We start from the raw sequence: 22,015 nt of genomic DNA, 5'->3' as shown, positions 1-22,015 counted from the left end.
GGATGATTCCGAAGCTCTCCCGCGGCGACCGCATGGCCGGTCTGATGAACTACCTCGTTGGTCCCGGCAAGTCGAACGAGCACAAGGACATCCACATTGTTGCGTCGTCACCGCTCGTGTTCGCCCACCCTGCCGGCGTCGAGCTGAGCCAGGCCAACGCGCTGAAAGTCGCTCGCGAGATGGACGTCCCACACGACGTATTCGACGTGACCGTGCCCAAGGGCCACGTGTTCCACTGCTCGCTGAGCCTCAGCGCAGAAGAGGGTATCCAGTCGGACGAACGGTGGGCGGAGATCGCGAACGAGTTCGCGGAGAAGATGGGGTTCACCGAGTCGTCCGGCAAGGCACCGATGCGGTGGGTTGCGGTCCGTCATGGGCTCTCGGAGAAGGGCAACGACCACGTTCACATCGTGGCGTCGATCGTCCGCGAGGACGGCACAAAATGGTCCGACTACAACGACCGCCCGCGGGCACAGAAGGCCGCACGCGAGCTGGAGGAGAAGTACGGCTATCGGCAGCTCGGAGTGCTTAACGCTGAGCCCGGCTACCACCGTGCGGAGAAGCAGATCGCGCAGGCTCGCGGGCTCGTGGAGCTGCCCCGTGAGACGTTGCAGCGTAGCGTGCGTGCGGCTGCATCAGCGTCCGTCGACGAGGCTGAGTTCGTGCGTCGGCTTCGCGGCACTGGCGTCCTGGTTCGCCCGCGGTTCGCGAAGGACCGTACGGACGTCATCGAGGGGTACAGCGTCGCCATGCGACCGGCCACCCGAGGCGAGCGCCCGGTATGGTTCGGCGGCGGACGACTCGCTCGCGACCTCACGCTGCCGAGGCTGCGCACGGACTGGCCCAACACCGCGGAGAACGCCCTCGCGGCGTCCGCCGAGTGGACCGCAGCGGCCAAGAACAAGCGCATCAGCTCGCCCGGTCGAGAGACGATCACGCCCGGCATGGATCAGTGGGCGGCAATCACGGCCGACGTCGCACGCATAAACGACAAGCTGCGCACCATCCCCGTCACTGACAAGGCCGCATGGGCGCAGGTCGCACGAGACACGTCCGGTGTCCTGTCGGCCTGGTCGCTGCGCACTGAGTCCATTCCCGGACCACTCGCAGACGCGGCACAGGCCCTGCGCCGATCGGCCCAAGTGTCCGAGCACATTCCCCTGGCGAAGCACGCCCCTCTGCCGTCGCCCAAGGGGGCCGGCATGATGTTCATGCAAGCAGCCGTAGGACCATCCACCGCGGCAGGGCAAGCGCTGCTTATGCGACAGATGATGACGACCGTCACGGCCGTCTCCCAGATGCAGCACGAGGCCGGCCTACTGCACCAGTCCGAGCGACTGCAGCGCGTGAACGAAGGCGCGTTGCGGACCGTCCACGACCGCCTCACCGCATCCGTGCCGGCGGCACCCACTGGACGGTGGGCGCAGGCCGCGGGAGAGGTCACGACCGTACCCTCACTGACCGCGGCCGCTGCACCGGCACCGGCGCCCACCAGCGCCCCAGGGCCGGCCGAACCGTTGACGGCCGAGCAGTTGGAGCTGCGCGAGCTGCAACGGCTCCGTGCGGCCTCCAACGGCGCTCCGGTCGGGGTGAATAAGACGAAGCCTGCACCGACGACGAAGCCCCCGACCGCAACAGGACCAAGGGCTCCGGAGGAAAAGAAGGGCCGACAGCGCTAGCTCAGGCCGAGGAATTGCTTTCCGGCTTCCACCAACTGGGCGACGATGACGCCCGTTGTGACTTTGCTGGTGATGGATACTGTCCCGGCTCGGACGCGATCCAGGAAAGCCTTCACACGGGTGCCTTCGATGCTCTGGTCTGATTTCACGGCGGCGGCAAAGTCTTGTGCATCTTGCGTGGGGAGGCCCAGAGACTCGGCGAACTCTCGCAGCGATTCGAGGTTTCCTGCCTGGACCGTGCTGTGCTGTTGGATGTCTGTCCCAGCGGCGATGTTCGTTCCGTGGCCGGTGATGTTGTTGGTGATGTTGAAGACCGTCTGAGCCATGCCGGTATCTGAGCTGACAGTCGGCCCGCCGAGTGTCCCTGCGTCCGGGGACTGCGCCTGCAGCTCTAACGCAAACTCCATCGCCTTCGTACGGATCATGTCGATGATGCCGCCGAGACTCTGCCTCGTGAGGACGTTGCTTGCGTTGAAGAGCGAGTGGTCTTCGATGCCGTACGTGCCGGTCTGTTCATATGCCTGCACTACTGGGTCCGGCCAATCACGAGATGGGTCGAAGTCGCCCTCCGCGAAGGACTCAATCTCTCTGAGGGGCTGCCGTAGCTCCACTACGAACCACTTCTTGAACTTCTTGTGGTGGGGGAGGGACTGCTTGACTTGGCTGCCCCCATAGCCAGTGAACAGACCGGTCACGCTGGTATTCAGGATGCGATACGGCGGCAAGTCCACGCTCGGGTCGGTGTAGCCGCCCAGTTCTCCCTTCACCCATGCCACGATCTCGGGTGCGCCGACTCGTGTAGCGACTATCTGCACCTTCCGCAGAAGGTTCGTCACTGTGACGGAGCTGTCGGTGCTTCCATCAATGATCTCGTCCAGATAGGTCATGGGAACAAGTTAGTGCCTTGACCAACTACTGTCGGACGCTCTCATTCGGTACCGTCTGGTATGGGGAAAAGTATTGACGACGTATTGAAAGAATTCGATAGGGCGGGGGAAACGAACAGCTATCAATGGTGGTGGCTCCTAGCCATCGCGCCAGCTCTTGTGGCTGCTGCAGCAATGAAATTCGCCGGCCCTGTTACGAAAGAGACAGCGCCATCAGTAGCAGTCGGGTTCCCAGCGATCCTTGCTGCCATCGGCGCGGTTGCGGTGGTAATCGCCCTTGTTATGCGGTCGCTCGACACTGCACCCAAACAAAAGTCTGACGTCATCGCCAAAGCTCAAACGTACATTCAGCATTCCGTACCCAAGTCGCCCGATGATCCGGAGGTGAAGAGCGACAACGCGTCGAACAACGCAAATGACGACTTGGCGGTGGTGCAATTTGTCGGCTTCGTTGAGGAAAAGATCGAAGAGATCAACCGTTTGAAGAAGACTCAAGACAGGAATCGCCTGTTCCGAATCCTGTTCGAGTGGACCGGGGCAGTATCCCTCGCCGTTAGTGCAGTGTTGGTCGTCTACTTCTGGAACCTCACTCGATAGCCACGTCGTCGTAAGCGCAGAGGTTCCCCACCACACGACGGGTGGTGGGGAACCTCTGCGCTTACGGAACCTTAGCGGCTGCCCTTTCGGATCTGCCGGTTCGGCACGTTGGTGTTCCTCTGTGCCTTCGGTGCGTTCGGACGAGGCCCGGCGACCGCGGCGACGGCTGGCGTTCCCTGGCTGATGTCCGCGAGCATCCGCGCGCGCTTGTCGCTCTGGTCGGCTTTCCCGTCGAGCCGGTCTGCGAACGACTGACGACGGCCGGCGCTGTCGTAGGACACGCCGGCGTCGACGAACTGCACCCGCGCTTTGCGTTCCTGCTGTGCCGCGATCGACGGTTCGCGATCGTGCGCACGATCAGCCCGGGTCGCGGCACGATCGTCCGGCGCGTCTGTGTCGAGTTGTCCCGTCGCTTGCTTCCAGTCCTGGACGAGTCCTGTGTCCGTGCGCTGCTCGTCGGTCGGGTTGGTGGTCTTCAACCAGGCTTGTGCCTGTTCCAGCTCCTCAACCGTGACCGGTGCCGGCGTCGACCGGGCTGACGCGGCACGTTCGAGTTGATCGCCTTCCTTGAGATCCGCGCCCGCTGCGCCGCGCTGGTAGTCCGCTTCCTTGCGATCGCCACGAGCTGCTGCGCGCTCGTCGTCGGCCTCGGACGTGTTCTGCGATTCCGGCCGGGCCAGGTACGAGGCCACGAGCGCGTTGTTCATCCGCTCCCGGTCGGCCTTGGCAGGGCTCGTGATCATGTCGCGGGTGTAGGCGTCGCTCATCTGTGGTTCGTACTGCGCTGCCCACTCGCGAGCGCGAATCAGCTCCGTGAGCGATTCGGTCGGACTGGACGTGTCGATGCCTCGGTTCGCGAGGCGTTCGTCCAGGACGGTGCGCACAGCTGCGATCTCTGGATCATGGTCCTTCCATGCCGTAGCGGTCTGGTACGCGGCCCCGATCTGCTCCGGTGAGGCCAGCTTCCACCAGTCCCGTTCCGACACGTCATGCAGAGCCGTGCGGGCGCTGAGCCGTTCCGCTTCGAAACGCGCTTGCGCCTGTCGGCTGGCTTGATCACTGATCAGTCGGGCTTGGCGCAGCTGCTCTTGGCGGTGCCGGGCGACCTGCTCACCGATCCGGGCTGCGATCATCACCGCCTGACGCAGCGTGTCGTCCAAGAGTTCGTTCATGCCGTCTGAATCACTCATCACCGCACCTGTCCGTCCGTGTCGTTTGTCGCGTTGTCGTCGTGTGAGGGGCGTTCGTCGGGGAAGAACCCTTCGGGTGCATCCGCCAGCGGGAACGGAGCAAGCAGGGCTTTGTGGCCGTCGACGATGTTGCACCCGCGGAACGGGCCACCCTCGGACAGCAGCACGGCGAGGTGATAGTCCGCGTGGTCTTTCCACCACACGGACATGCCGGTCTGCCCGTCCAAGCGCAGGTGCTCCCAGGCCCGCCAGAGCGCTTCGAGGCGCATCACGGCTTCCGGGTGCTTCCACCAGTGCGCGCACCAGGTGGTCTGTGCACCGTTGGGGGAGAGGTAGCGGCGGTAGGACGGCACGAGCCATTCCGTCACCCACTGCTCGGTCGAGCCGAACACCAGCTCCGGGGCCGGCTCCTCGTCTTCCGTGTCGGCCGTGCCGTCGTCGACGAGCGACTGTTCGGCGGCAGCGACGGTCCGCTCGCGGAGATCTCCGAGCCGTTCCGGGGTGAGTGCGGCGTCCACCGTCTCTTTGGCGATCGCCTCGACCTGCTTCTTTACCGCGGCGCGCGTCGCTGCGCTGACGAGCTGGCCCAGGTCCAGTCCGTCGAGTTCGTCCGCTACTGCGCGTTCCAGCACCGCATCGATGCCGTTCAGTTCTGCCTCAGTCATGCGTCATCCTTCCGGTTGGTCGTGCCCATGTCCGCCCATCGACTGCGCGGCTGCTCAGGAGCCCTCAGCGGCGTTGTGAGCGCCGTTGATGCCACCCGGGGCGCGCTGCCGTCTGGCTCGTGGATCGCCAGTGAGGCGAGGATCTCGGCCTTGTGTGGCCCTTCCTGCCAGGGCACCGTGCGCGCCAGCGTCGTGCGTGCGCCGGCACGGAACACGACGACGCGGCCGATGGGGAGTTCCTGCAGATCCGAGATCGTCATGATGTTCTCTTTCCCGCCGCCCTTGTTGAACGATCGGCTGGTGCCGGCCTTGCCGCGGGATTCCGAAACGGTGTCGAAGACGTACTCTCCGATGAGGTTCGCGACCTTCCGGAGGAAGCCTTCCTCGCTGATGCCGGAGCCGACGACTTTGACCGTCGCGGCGGACCAGATCATGTCCATGCCCTCCTGCCCCCACAGCCCGACGCCCTGTGACCAGGACTGCAGGAACGCAATCGGGATGATGCCCTTGGAGCCGTAGTGCGAATACTTCTTTGGCAGATCCGGCCACGGGCACACGTTCGCGACCTCATCGAGCGGCATCAGCAACGGGACCGGCAGACGCCGGCCCTTGCACTGCATCGCGTATTCCTCCGCAGCCGCGGCGACGGCGACCGTGAGCGCCGTCGTGAGCGCGGCCGCGGACCCTTCACCTTCTTTGGAGAGCACGTAGAGGGTGTCCGAGCTGCGCACGAACGCGTGGACGTCGAAGTGTGGCCGCTGCTCGTTCGGCATCGGGTTCACCCACTGCCGAATGCCGTAGTGCTTCAAGGACTGCATCATGTTCGTTGCCGTGCCGAACACGCCCGACTTCTGATCGCCGGACATGTTGAACTTCTCTTCCAGCGACCCGGCGTTCAGCGCGAAGATCCCGCCGCGGTGTCCGCGCAGGATCTCGAGCGGTTCATCTGGCGAACCGTGCTGCAGCCACGCGTACACGTCCACGATCTCTTTGCCAGCGATCGCGGCTGCGAGGATCAGATCCGCGATCAGATCCTCACCGGCCGGGTCGAAATACGGGTCACGCTTCGCGCCCGGGTCACGGCCGGCAGCTGCGAACAGCTGCGCGATCGTCTTCGCTTTCGAGTCGTCGGTGACATAGCTGAGCGGATTCCACCACCAGATCGGTGCGTCGCCGGCGATCTGCTGAGGATCGAACGACCACACCGTGCCGACCTTCGCCCGAATCTCGCGCGTCGCGTCGATCACGTCGGGCTTGTTCGACGTCGTGAGGACGGCACCAGGTGCGTCCACGACAGCCGGGATGACCTGCGTGGACGACTTGCCCTGTCGTGGCCCCCAGATCTGCAGCACGACCGATTCGAAGTCCGCCCACAACCGGCGCCCACCGGCAACACTCACACCGATGAACACCCCGACTGCCCCAGTCACGCCGAAACGAGCAGCCGCCTTACCGGCGGCTTGCTCGCTGAGCTGCTGGATGTCGGCACCACGACCCATCAGCGTGGCCTTGTGGTCCACGCGTGATTTGGAGCCGTGCCGGCGGGCGCGCAGCACGACCACCAGCACGGCGACGACGAGGAGCACCAGGACGAGCCCGCCGGCCACGATCGTGGACGCCACCGACCAGGCGACCCGGTTGCCGATGAGGAGGAACGGGGCAGAGATCGGGTTGGCCGGCAGCTCTTGGCCGTCCTGGCTGATCCACGATCCGCCGTAGATGCCGACGATCGGGACGGCCAGAGCGAGCACGACCAGCCCCAGCAGGAGCAGGGGAGCGACCGGGCTCGTGGTCGCTTGCCGTTGCTGGCCCATCAGCTCGCGACTCTCTGCTCTGCCATGTCCCACCGGAGGTTGGTGTTGCCGAGTCGCTTTTCAATCTCGGTCATGCGACTGATGATCGGAATGCCCGGGGCGTTGCCGAGCTTCACCAGGAACTTGCCACGGCCGTACGGGACAGACTCACCCGTGCTGTTCGAGGTGATCTTCTTCGCATCCGCCCAGGACACAATGCGCGCCCGTTCAGCGTGAGTCATCTCCTTGATGCGGCTGACCGAGTCCATTTCGGACTTCGGCAGCCCACCCATGATGATCATGCCGCTGCGCTCTGCGAAGGACTGTGCTTTCTTCCGGTCCGCCTCGTTCTCAACGGTGTCGAAGTCGCGCAACGTGTGCGACACCATGAGCTGTCCGACACCCTCGTGCCGGTTCAACCGAGTCAGGGAGTCGGCCCGGTCGACGATGCCACGCCCGACGCGCAGCGCCCGCCAGAACTCATCGAGCACCACCACGTAGTTGCGACGCGGTTCAAGTCCGGCATCCGCGAGGATCTGAGCGATCTTCACGCCAGCGAACCCAGCCGACCACGATGCCAGGAGCCCCGCGGCCTGCTGGGCAGGCAAGGTGTCCCCGATGCCGGAGAGGTCGAACACGCTGGGCCGGGTGAAGTCGAGTTCTTCCGTCGTGTGACGGGAGAACATCGTCCCGAGCCGGCCACCGGAGACGAGCCCGCCGAGGGATCGGCGCAGCTCGTCCGTCGCGTCCAAGTAGCGGTGCTCCTCGCCGCGGTCGAGCACGATCGCGCTCAACTCCTGCGGACGGGAAGCGATCACATCCACGAGATCCTTGATCAGCGGCACCCCCTCGAACCGGCCGAACAGGATGCGGAGCGCCTGGTCGAGCACGGTCACTTCACCCTCTGTGGGCGGCGTGCCACGGGAAACCGTGATGAGGCTTTCAAGGATCGCCTGTCGGTGCGAGTGTGCTTCTTCGAGCACTTCTTCGCGCAGAGTGCCGGTGAGCCGTGCGGCAGCCTTCGCGGACGCGCCCGGATCGAGCACGTTGAGGTAGCCGCGGCCGTTGCCGAGCGGAATTACCTGCCCGCCCATGGCCCTGGTCCGGGCCACGTGCTCGCCCTTGACGTCCCCGAGTGTCATCGACAGCACGCCGTGGGCGTTCATACCAAGCATCATCTTTCCCACGAGCGAGGACTTCCCCAACGCGGGCAGCGACATGAAGTAGCACGACGGGTTGGGGATGATGCCCCGCTTAAACGCGGTGATCGGATCGATGCCGACGACGTTGCCAGTCAGCATGTTCGTACCGATCGGTACCCCGGCAAGCGGTGAGCCGGAGCCCGCCGCGAACGGCCACAAACCGCACACTTGGCGGGACGTTCCGCGCCACTCCTGTGCGGACTCGACGTTGGCCGCGTAGCCGCCACCAGCGCGCTTGTACCCGCGCGAGGTCGGCGCAATGTACGTGCGTCCGGTGTCGTCGGATGACTTCTTGCCGAAGAGTTTCATCACAGTGCCTCTCGGATCGCCTGGGGGATCGCCACGTAGTCCGGCAGGACGATGCCCAACGGCAGACCAGCGGTGAACGTGGAATCCTGCGCGCCGTACGCCGGCCGCAGGAGGATCTGTGCACCGCCGGCTAGATCTTCGATTTCGTAGGAAGCCGCGAGTGCGTTGTCCTCATCGAGAATCGTCGCGGTGACGATCATGCCGAAGTTCACGAGCGCGGCGTCCTTCGCGACTTCCTTGGCGGACTGTACCGCTGACGCGAACTCTGCGGCGGCTTGGAACGAGACCTTCTTGGTGGACGTCGCACGGCTCGATGCCTTGTTCACGTCCTGCTCTGCCACGTCCATGGCACGTGCGCTGGACACCGGACGGTAGACCATCGTCACCCGCTTGCGGTCGACCTCCGTCGACGGCGCGAGCAGGTTTTCCAGGACGTTGGAGTAGACCGTGCCGCGGGGAGCGGCACTCATCGTCCAGGACTTCGACAGCCCCGAGTCGTGGCGGTACCACTCCCATCCGGCATTGGCCGCAGTCGGGCCGATGTCGTCCCACGACAGCTGCGGCGTCACGCCCTGAATGTGCGCGGCCTCGATGTGCTTGCCCATCCGAGGGTCGTACGCGGTGCGCACGATCTCGCACAGCTCCTGTGCACCGACCGGGCGAGCGTCGCCCGCTCCGCACACTTCCAAGTGTTCAGTGAACTTGGCCATTCGAGCGGCAAGGTCCGTGCCGATGTCCTGTGGGTCACGTACGCGCGATGCGCCCGGACGCCAGGTGCGGAAGGTGATCGACACCCACGCCCGCGTGCTCGCGGTCCGCTGGGGGAACGTCGCCTTCGTCTCCTCCATCATTTCCCGCGCTGCAGCGGAGGCGTCGGGGTGCATGTTCAAGTCGATCTCGTTCGCGAGACGCACCCCGTAGTCCGGTGCCGTCTCCACGGTCACCGACGCGGCAACGACGTCACTGGCCTTGGACAGGCCGGAGAGCCAGCCGCCCCAGTTCGCCACGTACCCATCGATGTTCTCGCGGTCATCGAGCGCGAGGCCGGTCGGCTCCACGCTGATCACGATGCTCGCGTGGTCCTTCGTCGGCATGTGGAGCATGGCGAATTTACGTTCGAACGAGTCCTCGAACTCGTACAGCTCGGAACGCGCCAACAGGCCCGGGAGCTGGTACGAGCCCGAGGGAGTCAGTCCCGCCGGTCCCGAGCGGAAGATGTTCAGGCGCTTGCGTGCACCACTGCGGAATGCCCGCTTTGCGTTCATCTTGGAGATCCTGCTCTTTCCGTGTTTGTCGGTGATTGTCATGGTGAAGAAGACGCCGGCCATAACCAGTAGCGCGACCGCTCCGACGAGGGGACCGGAGAGCTGGAACAGCACGACGACGATCAACAACCCGATGACCAGCAGGGCTGATTCGAACGCGGAAAACTTGCCAATGCCGGACGAGCGCGGCTTGCGCCAGTTGCCGTACGTCGGTTCTTCGTATGGTGCGTCACTCATCGTCTGGTCCCCTCATCACTTCGGCTCAGACGAGCCGGTTGCTGCGTCGGTCGCGCCCTTAGCGGCGTCTCCGACCTTCTTTGCTGCTTGCGCCCCAGCCATGACGGCCATGCCAGCTGGCCCGCCAGCGGCTCCGGCCGCAGCTCCGCCACCCGCTGCAGCTGCACCGCCACCAGCCACGGCCGCGCCGCCTGCCGCTGCGCCACCGCCTGCCGCTGCGCCACCGCCTGCCGCTGCGCCACCAGCACCGGCACCCGATGCGGCGTGCTTGGCACCGCTCGCGGATGTCTCGGTCTTCGAGCTCTTGGAGCTCGTCGAGCTCGTGCTACTTCCGCCGCCGCTAGAGCGGGTGGAGTTCATGTTCGCGCCGCCGCTGACCGCGCCCGTGGCCACGGAACCGGCCATTGCGCCCATCATCGCGCCGCCGCCGGCACCGCCTGCAGCAGCACCAACCATTGGCGTCACAAACCGCATCAACGCCGGCAGAGCCGCGATAGCGGCCAGCTGCAAGCTGAGCCCAGCGATGAGCTTCACCCCGCCGTTGCCGTCCGGTGCGAACACATTCGACGCAGACAACTTGAACGCGGCCGCGTAGATCAACGCGGCAACCGGCTTGTACAGAATGAACGCGATCAGCCACCCGACGACGCGGGAGAACCACTGCTTCCCCGCTTCCGTGTTCGTGAACGCGGCGACCGTGGGAAACACCCCGGCCAGCACGACGAGTAGGCCGGAACGGAACACCATCAGCACCATTTGCACGGTCGACAGCAACAGTGCGATCACACCGAAAACGATGATCAGCAGCGAACCGATGCCCGGCGCGAGCGCGATCATCGCGTTTAGGTTCGCACCGAATCCAGTGCCGTCCGTGCTACCTTCCAGCAGCGCCCGGGCGAGCCCATCAGACGCCGTAATGAGGATCTGGATTGCCAAGACACCCCCGCCTGTGACGAGGGTGAAAATGATGAGGCTCTTGATCAGTTGCCGCCCCGGCTCCCCGTGTTGCTCCCAGATCATCCGGCCCGCGCCGAACAGAACGGACAGCACGGCGAGGCAGAGCGTCCAGAACCAGAGCTGCGACGTGAGGTAGCCGACTTCCGTCGACGGCGAGTTGACCAGATTGGCGAAGTCGTCCCCGGGCGCAGAGCTGAGCAGCGGCGGGGTGTCCACCTGCACCCAGAACGTGCCGAGCCAGGCGACGACTTTGCCAAAGCCTTCCTGCACGCCCTCGGCGAGGTTCTTCAGAGCATCGCCAGCGACCCACTCAGAGACGTTGCAAACCGGGTTCCACCAATCGCAAGCCATGAGCTATACCCCCGACCAACCGACGAACTGTTGCAGGTTGTTGACCTGAGTGGCGGTGCTCTGTCCTTCGGCCGGAGGGAGTACCTTCCAGTCGCCGTCCACCCATTGCAAGGTCATCGTCTGGGACAAGTACGCGCCGTTCGACGCAGAGAAGCCCAGCACGATCACGGCGATGTCTGACGTGTACGAAATGAATTGGTACCCGCCCAACTGAATCGAAACGGCAGACGAGTCAGGTGTCGGGTTCGTTGCGAGCAACTTGTCCCGCTCCGCACCCGGTGCGGTCAGATACTCGAACACATCACCTACGCGTTGCGCGGACAGCAGACCTGCAACATTCCCGGCAGCGTAGAGCGCTCCGGTTGGGCTGTGAGCGAAGCAAGTTGGCACGTCATCCGCGACGACCTTGCCCGGTCCGAAAGTGTCCGGCGCGAACGGCACCGTTGCGGTGCCGAGCTGCTTCCACACCGTCACCGGTGCTGACGTTGGCGTGTCCTGTCCGCCTGCAGGCAGCCCGCATACGCTCTCGGTTGGGTTCGCGGGCTCAGCCACCGTCGCGGTCGGCTTCGGCGTCGCCCCGGACGTCGCGGCCGGCGTACCGGTCACCTTATCCGGGCTCGGGATCGCGAATACGGCCACGAGACACAGAATGATCACCAGAGCGAGGAACGCCCCGGAGATCAGAAACCACGGCTTCGCGTACCAAGTCTTTTCCGGCTCGGGGCCGGCGGCGGTCACGACTGCGCCGCCACGACGATCGCCCCGATGATGCCGGAGGCCACGGCCGCGATGATCGAACCGATGAGTACCCACATCAGGCCGGTAGCGGCTTCCCCGCCACCACGACCGGCCCTGCTATCAAGCATCATCTTGCCGGCAGAGATCAAGATTGCCAGCACGGCGATTCCGAAGATGATCCACGACGCCCAGCCGAGAATGAGCATGAGTCCACCGCCGCCCGGGGGCTGCGTCGGGGTCGGGTTGGGAACGGTGACCGTGGCGAAGGTGATGAGGTTCATGCGTGTGCTTCTTTCTTGTGAGTGATCAGCGACAGGTGGTCGGTGATGGTTTGGATGGTCGCGGCCGCTTCACGAGGAAGGGCCGGGCGGCTGACGCCGCGCCGGTACTCCTCGATCCACGGGAACTCCCACACTTCGGGGAATCCGCCGGCCACGACCTTGGCGAGGTCGCGTAAGTCTCGTGGCAGCTTCCCGGGGGCATCGGCCACGAGCACGAGGCCCGCGACGCGGACGGACGGCAGCGTGCCGGCCGCGAACTCGACCGCGGCGCGCTGCGCAGACTTGAGCCCCTTGTGACTCGTGCGGCACACGAGCAGCACGTGCGCCGGATCAACGTCAGCGGCGCGCACCGGCCACTGGTGCCCTGCCGGCGAGGACGCCGGCAGGAGATCGCTGATGGTCTGTTCGCCGGCATTGCCGTGAGTGCCGAGCACCCACAGGCGCACGGCGCTGGCATCCTCGAACCGGCCGAGTCCGCCACCGCGGCGCACGATCTCCACGCCGCGCTGCGGCCGCGACGGGCCGGACGGCTCCACCACAGCCGCGCGCACGGCGCTGGAATCCTCCACCGGAGCATCCTGTGCGGCTTGAATCCAACGACTCATGATGCTCAGAGCCCCCGAGCCACAGCCGCCGCAGCAGCCAGCCATGCCCGCTGCGTGTTCGAGCGCAGGGAGTCGAACCGAATGACGCCCTTCTTCAACGCCGGATCAAACGGCACCACCACGACATCGCGCACGTACGGACGGAAGTCGTCTGCGTACTGGTTCGCAATGACGGTGTCCTTCGCCTCAGCTTCGGACACGATCACGACCGCGTTGCGGGCCAGCGCCGAACCGTGCTCGCTCAGGCGGTCTACCGCTTTGAGCGTCTTGAGTGCGCCTTCCTTCTTGTCATCGATCGTCGTCAGCGGCACCACGAGCTGGTCCGTGTGCTCGATCATCCGCAACCAGTTCTGAGCCCCGGCAGAGTTGCCGGAGTCCATCACGATCAGGCGGTAATACTTCGCCAGGACCCGGTGCACCAAGTCCACCTCGTCACCGGTCACAACGTGCTCGCCGACGTCGGTCGTCGTCGATCGCTCGTCCTCCTGAGCCGATCGCAGTACCTCGTATTTGTCGCCCGGCTGGTGGTGCACGAAGCGGGACAGATCCGCCCGCTCGGCACCAGGGGACAGCAGATCCTCTGCCGCGTCCAGGAGATCCAAGACGGACGACTCATGTCCGCCCTGCTCTGTCCGCCACCCGAGCGTGCCCATCGTCTCGTTGTTGTCCCACGCCACGACCCCGCCGCCGCCGTATCGGGCGAACACGGACGAGAGGTTCACGACGGTGGGCGTCTTGTTCGCGCCACCCTTGCGGTTCACAATCGCGATCGTGCGACGCTTCGGGAAGTGCCGCGATACCGCGTTGATGTCCTCGCGCTCCGCGATCTCTGCCGGCGACGCTGCGACCTTGAACCCGATCGTGTTGAGTAGGCCCGCTACGCCCTTCTTGGCCGGTCCCGCCGTGGGCGGTGCCAGGAACGACGGTGCTTCGCGCAGCTCGCGACGCGACACCACCGCGGGAGCCTCTGCAAGCTGCTGGACGGGTGCAGCCGCAGGCTCGGCCGCTGGCGCACTCGCCGATTCTTGAGCCTCCACGATGCGGCTGAGGGGCTGCGGGAGCGGCGTCGGCTCCTCGATGGGCGCCGTCCGCTGCACGGGTGCGGGCGGGACGATGCGCTCCGGCTCCACCACGGCCGGCTCAGGCACACGGACCGGCTCAACATCCGCCGGCACCGAAAGGTCCAGGTACTGCGGGTGCTGCTCCTCTTCGAGAGCACCATCCGTGCCCACGAGCAACTGCGTCAGGCTCGTGGGGTCCGTGACCATCACCCGGATAGGCCGGTGCGACTTCACCGCTTCGGCCTGCATCAGCTTCACGAGTTCACGCATCGCGGAGTCCTCATCAGCCTCCGATACGTGTTGCTCAACCGTGCCCACGCGGAACACGCCCGTGTGGTCGGCCAGCAATGTGGCGGTCATCGGCGGGAAGTCGCGAATCAACGACTTGTCGATCATGCTCTAACTCCTTTTGCGGCGAATCCAAAGCCGCCTTCGTTTTGCATAGTACAGTGCATTTTGAATTTACAGTTGGGAATGTGGGCCTCTTGATACCCGAATCGGACGAAGCCGGACGCGAAGCGCGCCTCGTGCTGGGCGTCCGACCCGCGCGCCTGGCGCTGCTGCGAATCGTGATCGCCAACGGCGAGGTCACCGCGCAAGAGCTGATGGAAGCGCTCGACATGACGCGCAACGGAGTGGGCCTGCACCTGAAAGTGCTGACCGATGCCGGCCTGTTGACCGAGCGACACGCGACCCACCCCCGTGGCACTGGCGGCATCCACTACTGGTCCGCCAATGTTGAAGTCATCCGAGACACCCTCGACACCCTGAGTGCGAGCGTGCTCAACGCGCACCACCGGTGACGCGAAAAGAAAGCTAACCCATATCAAGCTGTTCACCCAATTTTATGGGCGACAACTGACACTTACGGATCGTAAGCCGCGACCGGTCGTCCATCCGAGCGCTTCACTTTGGCCTGCGATCCACAGGAGTCAACCGCGCTCCGCGTCCCTTCGGAATGACCCTGCGGGCCACAGTTGACACCCGCTCCTCTTCGGCGTCGCGCTGCTTATCAGATGGATGACCTCAAAGGGTGAGAGCCGTCTTGTTCTCTTGTGAGAGGTATCGTTCCAGCAATCTAGGGGGACCAAAGGGCCATGATCACGATCTACAGCAAGCCGAACTGTCAGCAGTGCAGGATGACCTATCTTGCTCTCGACCGACGCGGCATCGCGTACGAGGTGGTAAATGTCGCAGCGCCAGAGAATGCGGACGCGCTCGTTTACGTCTCAGAAGAGCTGGGCTACAGCACTGCGCCGGTCGTTGTGGTCGATGACCAGGATCACTGGGGAGGGTTCCGCCCCGACCGCATTGCCGCGATCGAGATCTTGCCCTGATAAAACACCTGACCACAAATTTAGCCCCCCTTGACACTTGAAGTTTAGATGGGCTAAACTAGACTCATGACGAAGCCAATGAAGTACCGCGAGCTGGTGAAGTTGTTGGAGGACGCAGGGTTTACCTCATCAGAGGGTAAGGGTGATCACGAGAAGTGGAGCGCACCCGGGCTCGCGCGGCCGGTCATCATTACGGAGACGCGGGAGGTCTCGCCAGGCCTTACTCGCAAGGCGCTGAAAGCGATTGAAGAAGTGAAGGGAATGCAGAAGTGAGCAGCACTATTGAAGTCACCGCCACCCGCTGGGAAGGTGGCTGGGAGCTCGCCATCGACGACGACCCCGTAACGCAGGTTCGCACGCTCGACCGCGCCGCCCAACAGGTTCGCGACTACCTCGACACGGCAGAACCTAACATCGACCACTCGGATGTGGAGGTACGCATTCACGCCGAGCTCGACGGCAACCTCGGGCGTCGCATTCAAGAGACGCGGGCCGCGACGCTCGAAGCTCACGAGCGCCAGATGGAAGCGGCTCGTCAAGCTCGCCTTGTGGTGCGTGAACTGCGCGCAGCGCACGTGAGCGTCGCCGACGCCGCCGCGCTCCTCGGCGTCTCCCGCGGCCGCGTCAGCCAGCTCGTCAAGGAAACGGCGTGATCAATGCGCTCGACACGTAGCCTGAGTGGACTCCACCCAGAGCCCAGATTCTTTGAGGCGATCGCTTACCGCGAAGGCCGCTGGTGGACATTCGAGATCCCCGCACTCAACGGCCCATCACCTCGAGGCGAAGAGCACCGCATCGTCGCCATGGGCCAGGCCCACAGTCTCGGGGAACTCGACCAAGCCGCCCGCGAGGTCGCCGCCCTCTGGCTCGACACCGACGAGGACGCTGTGAGCGTCACCGTGACGGTTCGTCTCCCCGAGGATGTTGAAGAACTCGTCGCTGGACGAGGCCAACTCTGTGCAGGCTTGTTCCCAGTTCGTCATCCAACGCACATTGCGGCTATCGACGGGTGACCTCACGAGGCGGGTTGCCACGGAATGCGTCCAGCTTGCGCCCATCAGTTGAGTGCTTTAGGGAAGAAGGTTCCCCGAACGCGCTCACCCGCAATCGTGCGCGAGGGCGCGTTTCCACCCTACGTTTGCTCGCTCATTCCTCGCCCTGGCGACCCTCTGCTCGCTCGCGAGCTAGCATCGGGTCAGCTTCGCCCTTCCTCGGCCGTTGGCGCACGTTCACCGGCTGGCACTTGAGCGAGGATGTCGGCCGCAGGGTTCTCCTCATACGACGTGCGGATCGCAGTTTCGACGCGAGTAGCAAGCTCATCTCCGAAGTCCGCACGCATCCGCTGCGCGTCTATGTTCCAGCGGTACCCAGCAGACGTAGATAGCTGCAAGCCGACATAGACAGATCCGAGGTCATCCTTTCGCCATGCGAGCGCTTCGAGCCGTCGCTCGACTAGCGAGCGTGCCAAGTCCGAATCAAGCTCAAACAGCATCCGCAGATTGTCCCGCGTGGAACTTTCCAGGAAGGCCGGGGTGCCGGCGCTCTCCAGCCGGTCCGTCAGGGTGCCCGCGATCGGTCCGGCGATCTCGGCTACAAAGTTGTTGAGCACGTCGGCGCTGGTTTCCGGTCGAGCGTGCAGCTGGGCAGCAAGCTCGACCAGAAGAGGCTGGTTCCCGCAGTCCGGCTCTACGACGATCTCGCTCAGTTCGTCCGCCGACATCTGCTTCAGAAGGTCATTCGCGATCGAGAACATGCGCCCCGTCTGAACCCACCCGAAGGTGAGCCCAGACGGGGCCCAATAGTGTGCAGTGGCCCGCCAACGGGCGAACGGTGCTTCCGCTCAGGGTCAGACCGGTATACGTTTGGGAACGTGGTCAGGAACTCTCGATGGCGCATCAAGCGACTCTGACCGCAGACCCGAATCGGGTGCCGGACCCTGGGAAGTCCGGCATCCACCCGCGTCTCGTACCGCGGCATCGGCAGGAATGAGCGTGGGTTCAGCATGTGTTCGGACATGCTGAACCCACCGAGCCGCAGCCGGCGGTGGCTGAGAACGGCCCGTGTTGCAGAGCGCAAGAGGAGAGGCGACCCCGTGCGCTCAGGCCAAGTTAGCGTTCACCCGATAGGAACACAACCGGCCCTCCTGGCTCATGCGAACACCGAACGCACTCACGAGCCTCAGCCATGATGACCCCACCCGAGGGGTCATCACAACGGGTTGAGCCTATCGAGAGATCGACGATTCCCCAAGGCTTCCTCCAACATGGCCACAAGGTGTGCACGCAACGACACCTCAACGAACACCAAAACAGCCACTCCCGGTCCCACCCAGTCCTGGGTTCTATCGGTCGTCGCAACACCTGATCATTTTCAGGAGTTGCCGTGTTCGAGTTTCGACGAGGATGTGAAGCACGGGGACGTCGAAAACTGACCCGAGAGCGGGAGCACTATTTTGAGCTGGTGGCTCAAGGTGTCAGCAGCAAGGAAGCATGCCGGATTGTCGGCGTGAACGTGAAAACAGGTCGCGAATGGCGCAACGGAAGATCGAAGCCCTACCCACGATCACCAGCGGATCGGGCTAGGCGACCGCCGCAGCCGCGAAGGTCTGCCACTCATCCACTAGGGCTCAAGTCCCCAGAATCCGGTGCGGAGCGATGGGGCGGTACAGGAGGTCCGACGTACCCGACGGAGTCGCGGTCGATAAGCGTGTTTCGCATTTCCCGCGATCGAACGGGTGCGCCGCGGTTCTGCAATTGTGCGAGCAAGGTCTCGACCGCGGCCTGGCCGAGGGCATAGACGGGGCGGTCAACGACTGAGATGGACGGTCGGAACACCTGTGCCCACGGTGCGTCGTCGAAACTGACCAGCCCGATCTTGCCCCCGAGGGCGAGGTGGAGTTCGTTGCACGCATCGATAACGGCCAGGGCTGCGTCGGCGTTCGTGGTTAGAATCGCCGTCGGCCCGCCGGGAGTTGACAGCAATTCGCGTGCGACGGAGACGGCATGCCGGTGGTCGTGCCGGCTGTAGCGAATCCAAGTCGGCTCGTCCAGGAGATCGAACTCGGCCAAGCCTGCCCTGAACCCGCTGACGCGGTCGAAGATCGTCGAGACGGTGCCGTTGGGGTCGTCGCCGTCAACCTCTCGATGGTCTGCGGAGTTGACCAGCATGCCGAGCCTCGTGTGTCCGCGTGAAGCGAAGAGGCGTACAGCCTCGACGGCGCTCGAGTAGTCGTCGGTTGTGACCGTGCCGACCGTGAGGTCGGGGATGCGGCGATCGAGCAGGACCAGTGGGATGAGTGGGCCGGTGCTGGAGATGAGGTGGCCGTACTTGGTTCGCGAGGACGGAACGACGATCATGCCGTCGACGCGTTTCTCCAGAAGGACCCGAACCGCCTGCGCCTCGGCGTCCAGGTTGTCGTCGGTGTTGATCACGAGTACTTGGTAGTCGTGTTTCGCGGCGGTGTCGATGATGGCGCGGGTCGCCCGGTCGAAGAACGAGTTGCTGATGTCGGCAATGACGAGGCCGATCGTGCGGGACTCTCCTGCCGACATCGCTCGGGCCAAACCATTCACGCGGTAGTTCAGTGCGTTGGCGGCTGTCAGAACACGATCGCGAGTGGATGTCGTGACCAGGTCTGAACCGTTGAGCGCTCGCGCCGCGGTTGCTTTCGACACTTTCGCGAGCTGTGCCACGTCCTCGAGGCGTGGGGCCTTTCCGACTCCTCCGGCGCTTCGGTCGCTCATCGTGTTGGCCTCCTTTTTGTTCGCTTGACACCGTCGTCACTCGCGTGCATACTCACCATAGCGCAAATGAGACCGGTATCATTTAGTCAAAATGAGACCGGTTACATTGCAGGCGAGACGGCGACCCGACCGTCGAGCCCCGATCCCCAGCACCCCAACCGCGCAGAACCGCTTGGGTCAGTCGCACCAACGGTCTTGTCGCACCTCAAAGGAGAGACGATGAATTCATCACGACGAACCACCGCAGCCGTATTAGCAGTGCTGAGCGTCGCAGCAGTCGGCCTGACCGCCTGCTCGAGCGCCGGAACGGCAGGTGGCGGCGGCGGGGGAGATGACCTCACCGTCGCCTTCGTCGTCGGCGCATCCTCTGACCCCTTCTTCCAAGCGATGAAAGTCGGCGCGGAAACCGAAGCTAAGGCCCAGGGCGTCAAGCTCACCTTCCAAGGTGACGCGACCACCTACTCCTCGGCGACGCAGATCCCGGTGGTCAACCAAGTCCTGGCCACCTCGCCCGATGGGCTCGTGCTTGGACCGACAGACCCTAAGGCGCTTCAGCCGGTCGTCGACCGTGCCGTGTCGAAGGGCATCCCTGTTGTGAACGTCGATACGAGCGTCGACGACCTCGACAACGTCGTCTCATTCATCACAGGCGACAACGGTGACGGTGGTTCCAAGGCCGCTGATGCCATCGCCAACGCGATCGGATACACGAACGGCACGACATACTCGGTCGTTGTCGGCCTGAGCTCGGCGACGTCGACGACGAACGTGGCCAGACTCGACGGGTTCAAGGACCAGATCGCTGCGAAGTACCCGGGCATTGAGATCGTGGCGACCGGCTACTCAGAGTCCAACCCGGCCACAGCGAACACGAACGTGAATAACTGGCTCACCGCCTACCCCGACCTCGCGGGGATTTTCGCGATCGACGGCACGAACGCCAGCGGAGCAGCATCGGCACTGCAAGCGAAAGGCCTCACCGGCAAAGTCGCGCTGGTCGGATACGACGCGTACAAGACCAACGTGGACCTCTTGAAGCAGGGAGTGTTCACCGCCCTCATCGCTCAGGATCCTGCGCAGGAGGGCAAGCTCGCCGTCCGAAGCATCGTCCAGACGCTGCGCAAAGACAAGGCCGCAGCCGAAATTAAGCAGGCGGTCACCTTGCCGAACATCATCATCGACAAGAACACCTCCGCTGCCGACATTGAGAAGTACACCTACATCGAGAGCGCTGGCTGAGTCCGCTAGCCGAGCTCCCGAGAACGAAGGACAAGAATCGTGACACCCGCTCAGACGACGATCGCCCCACCTCAGAAGACTCCGCCGCCACCACGCGGCAACGAGCGCGCCCATCCGGCCCGTCGGATCCTCGCGAGCCAGCCGTTTGTGCTGCTCGTGGTGCTCGTGGCGATGATCGTGCTCTTCACTGCGCTCAACGCCAAGTTCTTCTCACTCGGGGTGTTCGGAAACATCCTCGTCGACTGGGCGCCAGTGGCGCTCATCGCGATCGGCCAGACGTACGTGATCGTCAGCGGTGGAATCGACCTCTCCGTCGGTTCCACCCTGACGGTGTCCGGTGTGGTCGCAGCCTTTGCGATGCAGGCCGCCACCGGCAGCGGAGTGTCCGATGGGCTCTCGATCTTCATTGGGATCGTCGTGGCAGCAGGCGTCGGACTCCTCGTTGGACTGATCAACGCGTTCCTCATCAACGTCGCCAAACTGGTGCCCTTCATCGCAACGCTCGTGACGCTCGGCGCGGGCGCCGGGATCGCCCTCGTGCTCACGAGGGGCGGTCCGGTCGCCGGCGGCCCACCGTCCGCCATATCGCTCAGCGTGCCGTGGCTCGGACCGCTGTCCTGGCCGGGCATCTGCGTCATCGTCATCGTCGTCATCGCAGGACTGGTCCTGCACAAAGCCCGACTCGGGCGCTACGTCTTTGCAATCGGGGGTAACGAGTTCTCGGCGAAGGCTGTTGGTATTAACGTGCACGTGCAGATCGCCAAGGTGTACGCGTTGTCCGGCCTGCTTGCTGGACTCGCGGGCATGGTCGTCTACCTCACGCTCGGCTCGGGTTCGCCGAGTGCCGGGGCCGGGGAAGAACTCCTCGCTATCGCAGCCGTCGTCATTGGCGGCGCCAGCCTCTCCGGCGGAACCGGGCGGATGAGTGGGACCGTCCTCGGCTCCCTCATCCTCACGACCGTCACGAGCGGCCTCATCATTATCAACATCGATCCGAATTGGAACCAGGTTGTAGTCGCCGTCCTGATCGCTGCAGCAGTCGCGCTGCAGACGCTGCGAAACACGAAGGGAAAGAAAGTATGAATCCCGAGACCAGACCTCTCTACGAAGTGCGCAACATTTCCAAGAACTACGGCAGCGTCGTGGCGCTCGATGGTGTCAGCCTCTCCGTCAGAGCAGGTGAAGTCCTCGGACTCGTCGGGGACAATGGCGCAGGCAAGTCAACGCTCGTGAAGGTCCTCTCAGGCGCGCATCAGCCGGACTCCGGTGAGCTGTTCCTCGAGGGTGAGGTGCGCTCCTGGAAATCTCCCCACGACGCACTCGAAGCCGGTATCGAAACGCTCTACCAGGACTCGGGTCTCGCGCCGAACCTGAGCGTCAGTGCGAACGTCTTTCTCGGCCGTGAGATCGTCAAGAAGGGTTTGCTCGGCAAGCTCGGTTTTCTGGCGGAGAAGCAGATGGACACTGCCGCTCACAATGAGCTCGATCGAGTCGGAATCGGGGTGGCATCGGCAGATCGGACCGTCGCGGAACTCTCCGGCGGCCAACGGCAAGCCGTCGCGATCGGGAGGGCCGTCACATGGGCCAAGAAGGTAATCATCCTCGATGAGCCGACCAATCACCTCGGCGCACGCCAATCAAACGAGGTTCTGGATGTCATCCGAGCTGCCAAGGCAAAAGGGCTCGGCGTCATCTTCATCTCGCATACCCTGCCGCACGTGCTGCAGGTGACCGACCGAGTGGTCATCCTCCGGCTCGGACGAGTCGTCCGTAACGCTCCAACGAGCGAGTTCGACGCAGAGAGCCTCCTAGGTACCATCACCGGCCTCCTCGGAGAGGGAGACAGAGCGTGAGCACAAGAACTCAGGACTCCCACGAA

General features: G+C 64.2%; 23 protein-coding genes. 9 read left to right on the top strand and 14 right to left on the bottom strand.

Features of this window, described 5'->3' with window-relative positions:
• Positions 1-2: 2 nt before the first annotated feature.
• Positions 3-1,679, top strand: coding sequence for a relaxase/mobilization nuclease domain-containing protein (locus tag ACL9RL_RS18415; protein WP_422781800.1), 1,677 nt, complete (start codon positions 3-5; stop codon positions 1,677-1,679).
• On the opposite strand, the gene ACL9RL_RS18410 is transcribed toward ACL9RL_RS18415, so the two are convergent.
• Positions 1,676-2,566, bottom strand: coding sequence for a hypothetical protein (locus ACL9RL_RS18410; protein ID WP_422781744.1), 891 nt, complete (start codon positions 2,564-2,566; stop codon positions 1,676-1,678). The two genes, ACL9RL_RS18415 and ACL9RL_RS18410, sit on opposite strands and share 4 nt — an antisense overlap.
• Positions 2,567-2,626: 60 nt before the next feature.
• On the opposite strand from ACL9RL_RS18410, the gene ACL9RL_RS18405 reads away from it, so the two are divergent.
• Complete coding sequence (locus ACL9RL_RS18405; protein WP_422781743.1) at positions 2,627-3,163, top strand: hypothetical protein; 537 nt, start codon at positions 2,627-2,629, stop codon at positions 3,161-3,163.
• A gap of 71 nt (positions 3,164-3,234) precedes the next feature.
• On the opposite strand, the gene ACL9RL_RS18400 is transcribed toward ACL9RL_RS18405, so the two are convergent.
• From ACL9RL_RS18400 to ACL9RL_RS18355, 10 genes are read right to left on the bottom strand one after another with little or no spacing between them, the layout of a single operon-like run.
• Positions 3,235-4,353 (bottom strand): hypothetical protein, encoded by a 1,119-nt coding sequence (locus ACL9RL_RS18400; RefSeq protein WP_422781742.1) that lies wholly within the window; start codon positions 4,351-4,353, stop codon positions 3,235-3,237.
• Positions 4,353-5,018: a DUF4913 domain-containing protein gene (locus ACL9RL_RS18395; protein WP_422781741.1), complete on the bottom strand. Its 666-nt coding sequence runs from the start codon at positions 5,016-5,018 to the stop codon at positions 4,353-4,355. The genes ACL9RL_RS18400 and ACL9RL_RS18395 overlap by 1 nt, the downstream gene beginning before the upstream one ends.
• On the bottom strand, positions 5,015-6,832 hold the full coding sequence (locus ACL9RL_RS18390) for a type IV secretory system conjugative DNA transfer family protein (RefSeq protein ID WP_422781740.1): 1,818 nt from the start codon (positions 6,830-6,832) through the stop codon (positions 5,015-5,017). Before ACL9RL_RS18390 ends, ACL9RL_RS18395 begins: the two co-directional genes overlap by 4 nt.
• Positions 6,832-8,322: an ATP/GTP-binding protein gene (locus tag ACL9RL_RS18385; RefSeq protein WP_422781739.1), complete on the bottom strand. Its 1,491-nt coding sequence runs from the start codon at positions 8,320-8,322 to the stop codon at positions 6,832-6,834. Before ACL9RL_RS18385 ends, ACL9RL_RS18390 begins: the two co-directional genes overlap by 1 nt.
• Positions 8,322-9,824, bottom strand: coding sequence for an SCO6880 family protein (locus tag ACL9RL_RS18380; protein ID WP_422781738.1), 1,503 nt, complete (start codon positions 9,822-9,824; stop codon positions 8,322-8,324). The genes ACL9RL_RS18385 and ACL9RL_RS18380 overlap by 1 nt, the downstream gene beginning before the upstream one ends.
• Positions 9,825-9,839: 15 nt before the next feature.
• Positions 9,840-11,132: a hypothetical protein gene (locus ACL9RL_RS18375; protein WP_422781737.1), complete on the bottom strand. Its 1,293-nt coding sequence runs from the start codon at positions 11,130-11,132 to the stop codon at positions 9,840-9,842.
• Between the two features lie 3 nt (positions 11,133-11,135).
• On the bottom strand, positions 11,136-11,870 hold the full coding sequence (locus ACL9RL_RS18370; RefSeq protein WP_422781736.1) for a hypothetical protein: 735 nt from the start codon (positions 11,868-11,870) through the stop codon (positions 11,136-11,138).
• A complete protein-coding gene (locus ACL9RL_RS18365; RefSeq protein WP_422781735.1) occupies positions 11,867-12,151 on the bottom strand; it encodes a hypothetical protein in 285 nt (94 codons plus the stop codon). Before ACL9RL_RS18365 ends, ACL9RL_RS18370 begins: the two co-directional genes overlap by 4 nt.
• Positions 12,148-12,720, bottom strand: a complete 573-nt coding sequence (locus tag ACL9RL_RS18360) for a DUF6668 family protein (protein WP_422781734.1) — start codon at positions 12,718-12,720, stop codon at positions 12,148-12,150. The genes ACL9RL_RS18365 and ACL9RL_RS18360 overlap by 4 nt, the downstream gene beginning before the upstream one ends.
• A gap of 41 nt (positions 12,721-12,761) precedes the next feature.
• Positions 12,762-14,213: a chromosome partitioning protein ParA gene (locus ACL9RL_RS18355; protein WP_422781733.1), complete on the bottom strand. Its 1,452-nt coding sequence runs from the start codon at positions 14,211-14,213 to the stop codon at positions 12,762-12,764.
• 80 nt (positions 14,214-14,293) lie between these two features.
• Here ACL9RL_RS18355 and ACL9RL_RS18350 point away from each other — a divergent pair, with 80 nt between their 5' ends.
• The 4 genes from ACL9RL_RS18350 to ACL9RL_RS18335 all read left to right on the top strand — a co-directional run bounded on the left by ACL9RL_RS18350 (position 14,294) and on the right by ACL9RL_RS18335 (position 15,807).
• Positions 14,294-14,620, top strand: coding sequence for an ArsR/SmtB family transcription factor (locus ACL9RL_RS18350; RefSeq protein WP_422781732.1), 327 nt, complete (start codon positions 14,294-14,296; stop codon positions 14,618-14,620).
• 294 nt (positions 14,621-14,914) lie between these two features.
• On the top strand, positions 14,915-15,154 hold the full coding sequence (gene nrdH / locus ACL9RL_RS18345) for a glutaredoxin-like protein NrdH (protein ID WP_422781731.1): 240 nt from the start codon (positions 14,915-14,917) through the stop codon (positions 15,152-15,154).
• 66 nt (positions 15,155-15,220) lie between these two features.
• On the top strand, positions 15,221-15,427 hold the full coding sequence (locus ACL9RL_RS18340) for a type II toxin-antitoxin system HicA family toxin (protein ID WP_422781730.1): 207 nt from the start codon (positions 15,221-15,223) through the stop codon (positions 15,425-15,427).
• On the top strand, positions 15,424-15,807 hold the full coding sequence (locus tag ACL9RL_RS18335; RefSeq protein WP_422781729.1) for an antitoxin HicB: 384 nt from the start codon (positions 15,424-15,426) through the stop codon (positions 15,805-15,807). The genes ACL9RL_RS18340 and ACL9RL_RS18335 overlap by 4 nt, the downstream gene beginning before the upstream one ends.
• A gap of 117 nt (positions 15,808-15,924) precedes the next feature.
• Here ACL9RL_RS18335 and ACL9RL_RS18330 read toward each other — a convergent pair whose 3' ends face one another.
• The 3 genes from ACL9RL_RS18330 to ACL9RL_RS18320 form a co-directional block, all read right to left on the bottom strand.
• Positions 15,925-16,137, bottom strand: coding sequence for a hypothetical protein (locus tag ACL9RL_RS18330; RefSeq protein WP_422781728.1), 213 nt, complete (start codon positions 16,135-16,137; stop codon positions 15,925-15,927).
• A 212-nt stretch (positions 16,138-16,349) separates the two neighbouring features.
• A complete protein-coding gene (locus ACL9RL_RS18325; protein WP_422781727.1) occupies positions 16,350-16,907 on the bottom strand; it encodes a hypothetical protein in 558 nt (185 codons plus the stop codon).
• Between the two features lie 859 nt (positions 16,908-17,766).
• Positions 17,767-18,897, bottom strand: a complete 1,131-nt coding sequence (locus ACL9RL_RS18320; RefSeq protein WP_422781726.1) for a LacI family DNA-binding transcriptional regulator — start codon at positions 18,895-18,897, stop codon at positions 17,767-17,769.
• Positions 18,898-19,116: 219 nt separating this feature from the next.
• On the opposite strand from ACL9RL_RS18320, the gene ACL9RL_RS18315 reads away from it, so the two are divergent.
• From ACL9RL_RS18315 to ACL9RL_RS18305, 3 genes are read left to right on the top strand one after another with little or no spacing between them, the layout of a single operon-like run.
• Positions 19,117-20,136: a substrate-binding domain-containing protein gene (locus ACL9RL_RS18315; RefSeq protein WP_422781725.1), complete on the top strand. Its 1,020-nt coding sequence runs from the start codon at positions 19,117-19,119 to the stop codon at positions 20,134-20,136.
• Between the two features lie 39 nt (positions 20,137-20,175).
• The gene (locus ACL9RL_RS18310; RefSeq protein ID WP_422781724.1) at positions 20,176-21,219 is read left to right on the top strand and encodes an ABC transporter permease; all 1,044 of its coding nucleotides are present in this window, start codon (positions 20,176-20,178) and stop codon (positions 21,217-21,219) included.
• The gene (locus tag ACL9RL_RS18305) at positions 21,216-21,989 is read left to right on the top strand and encodes an ATP-binding cassette domain-containing protein (RefSeq protein WP_422781723.1); all 774 of its coding nucleotides are present in this window, start codon (positions 21,216-21,218) and stop codon (positions 21,987-21,989) included. The genes ACL9RL_RS18310 and ACL9RL_RS18305 overlap by 4 nt, the downstream gene beginning before the upstream one ends.
• Positions 21,990-22,015: the final 26 nt, after the last annotated feature.

The sequence above is a fragment of the Plantibacter sp. Mn2098 genome (genome assembly GCF_049319745.1).
GTDB lineage: Bacteria > Actinomycetota > Actinomycetes > Actinomycetales > Microbacteriaceae > Plantibacter.
The sequence above is the reverse complement of the archived record's forward strand: the minus strand, read 5'-3'. Positions and strand labels throughout refer to the sequence as shown.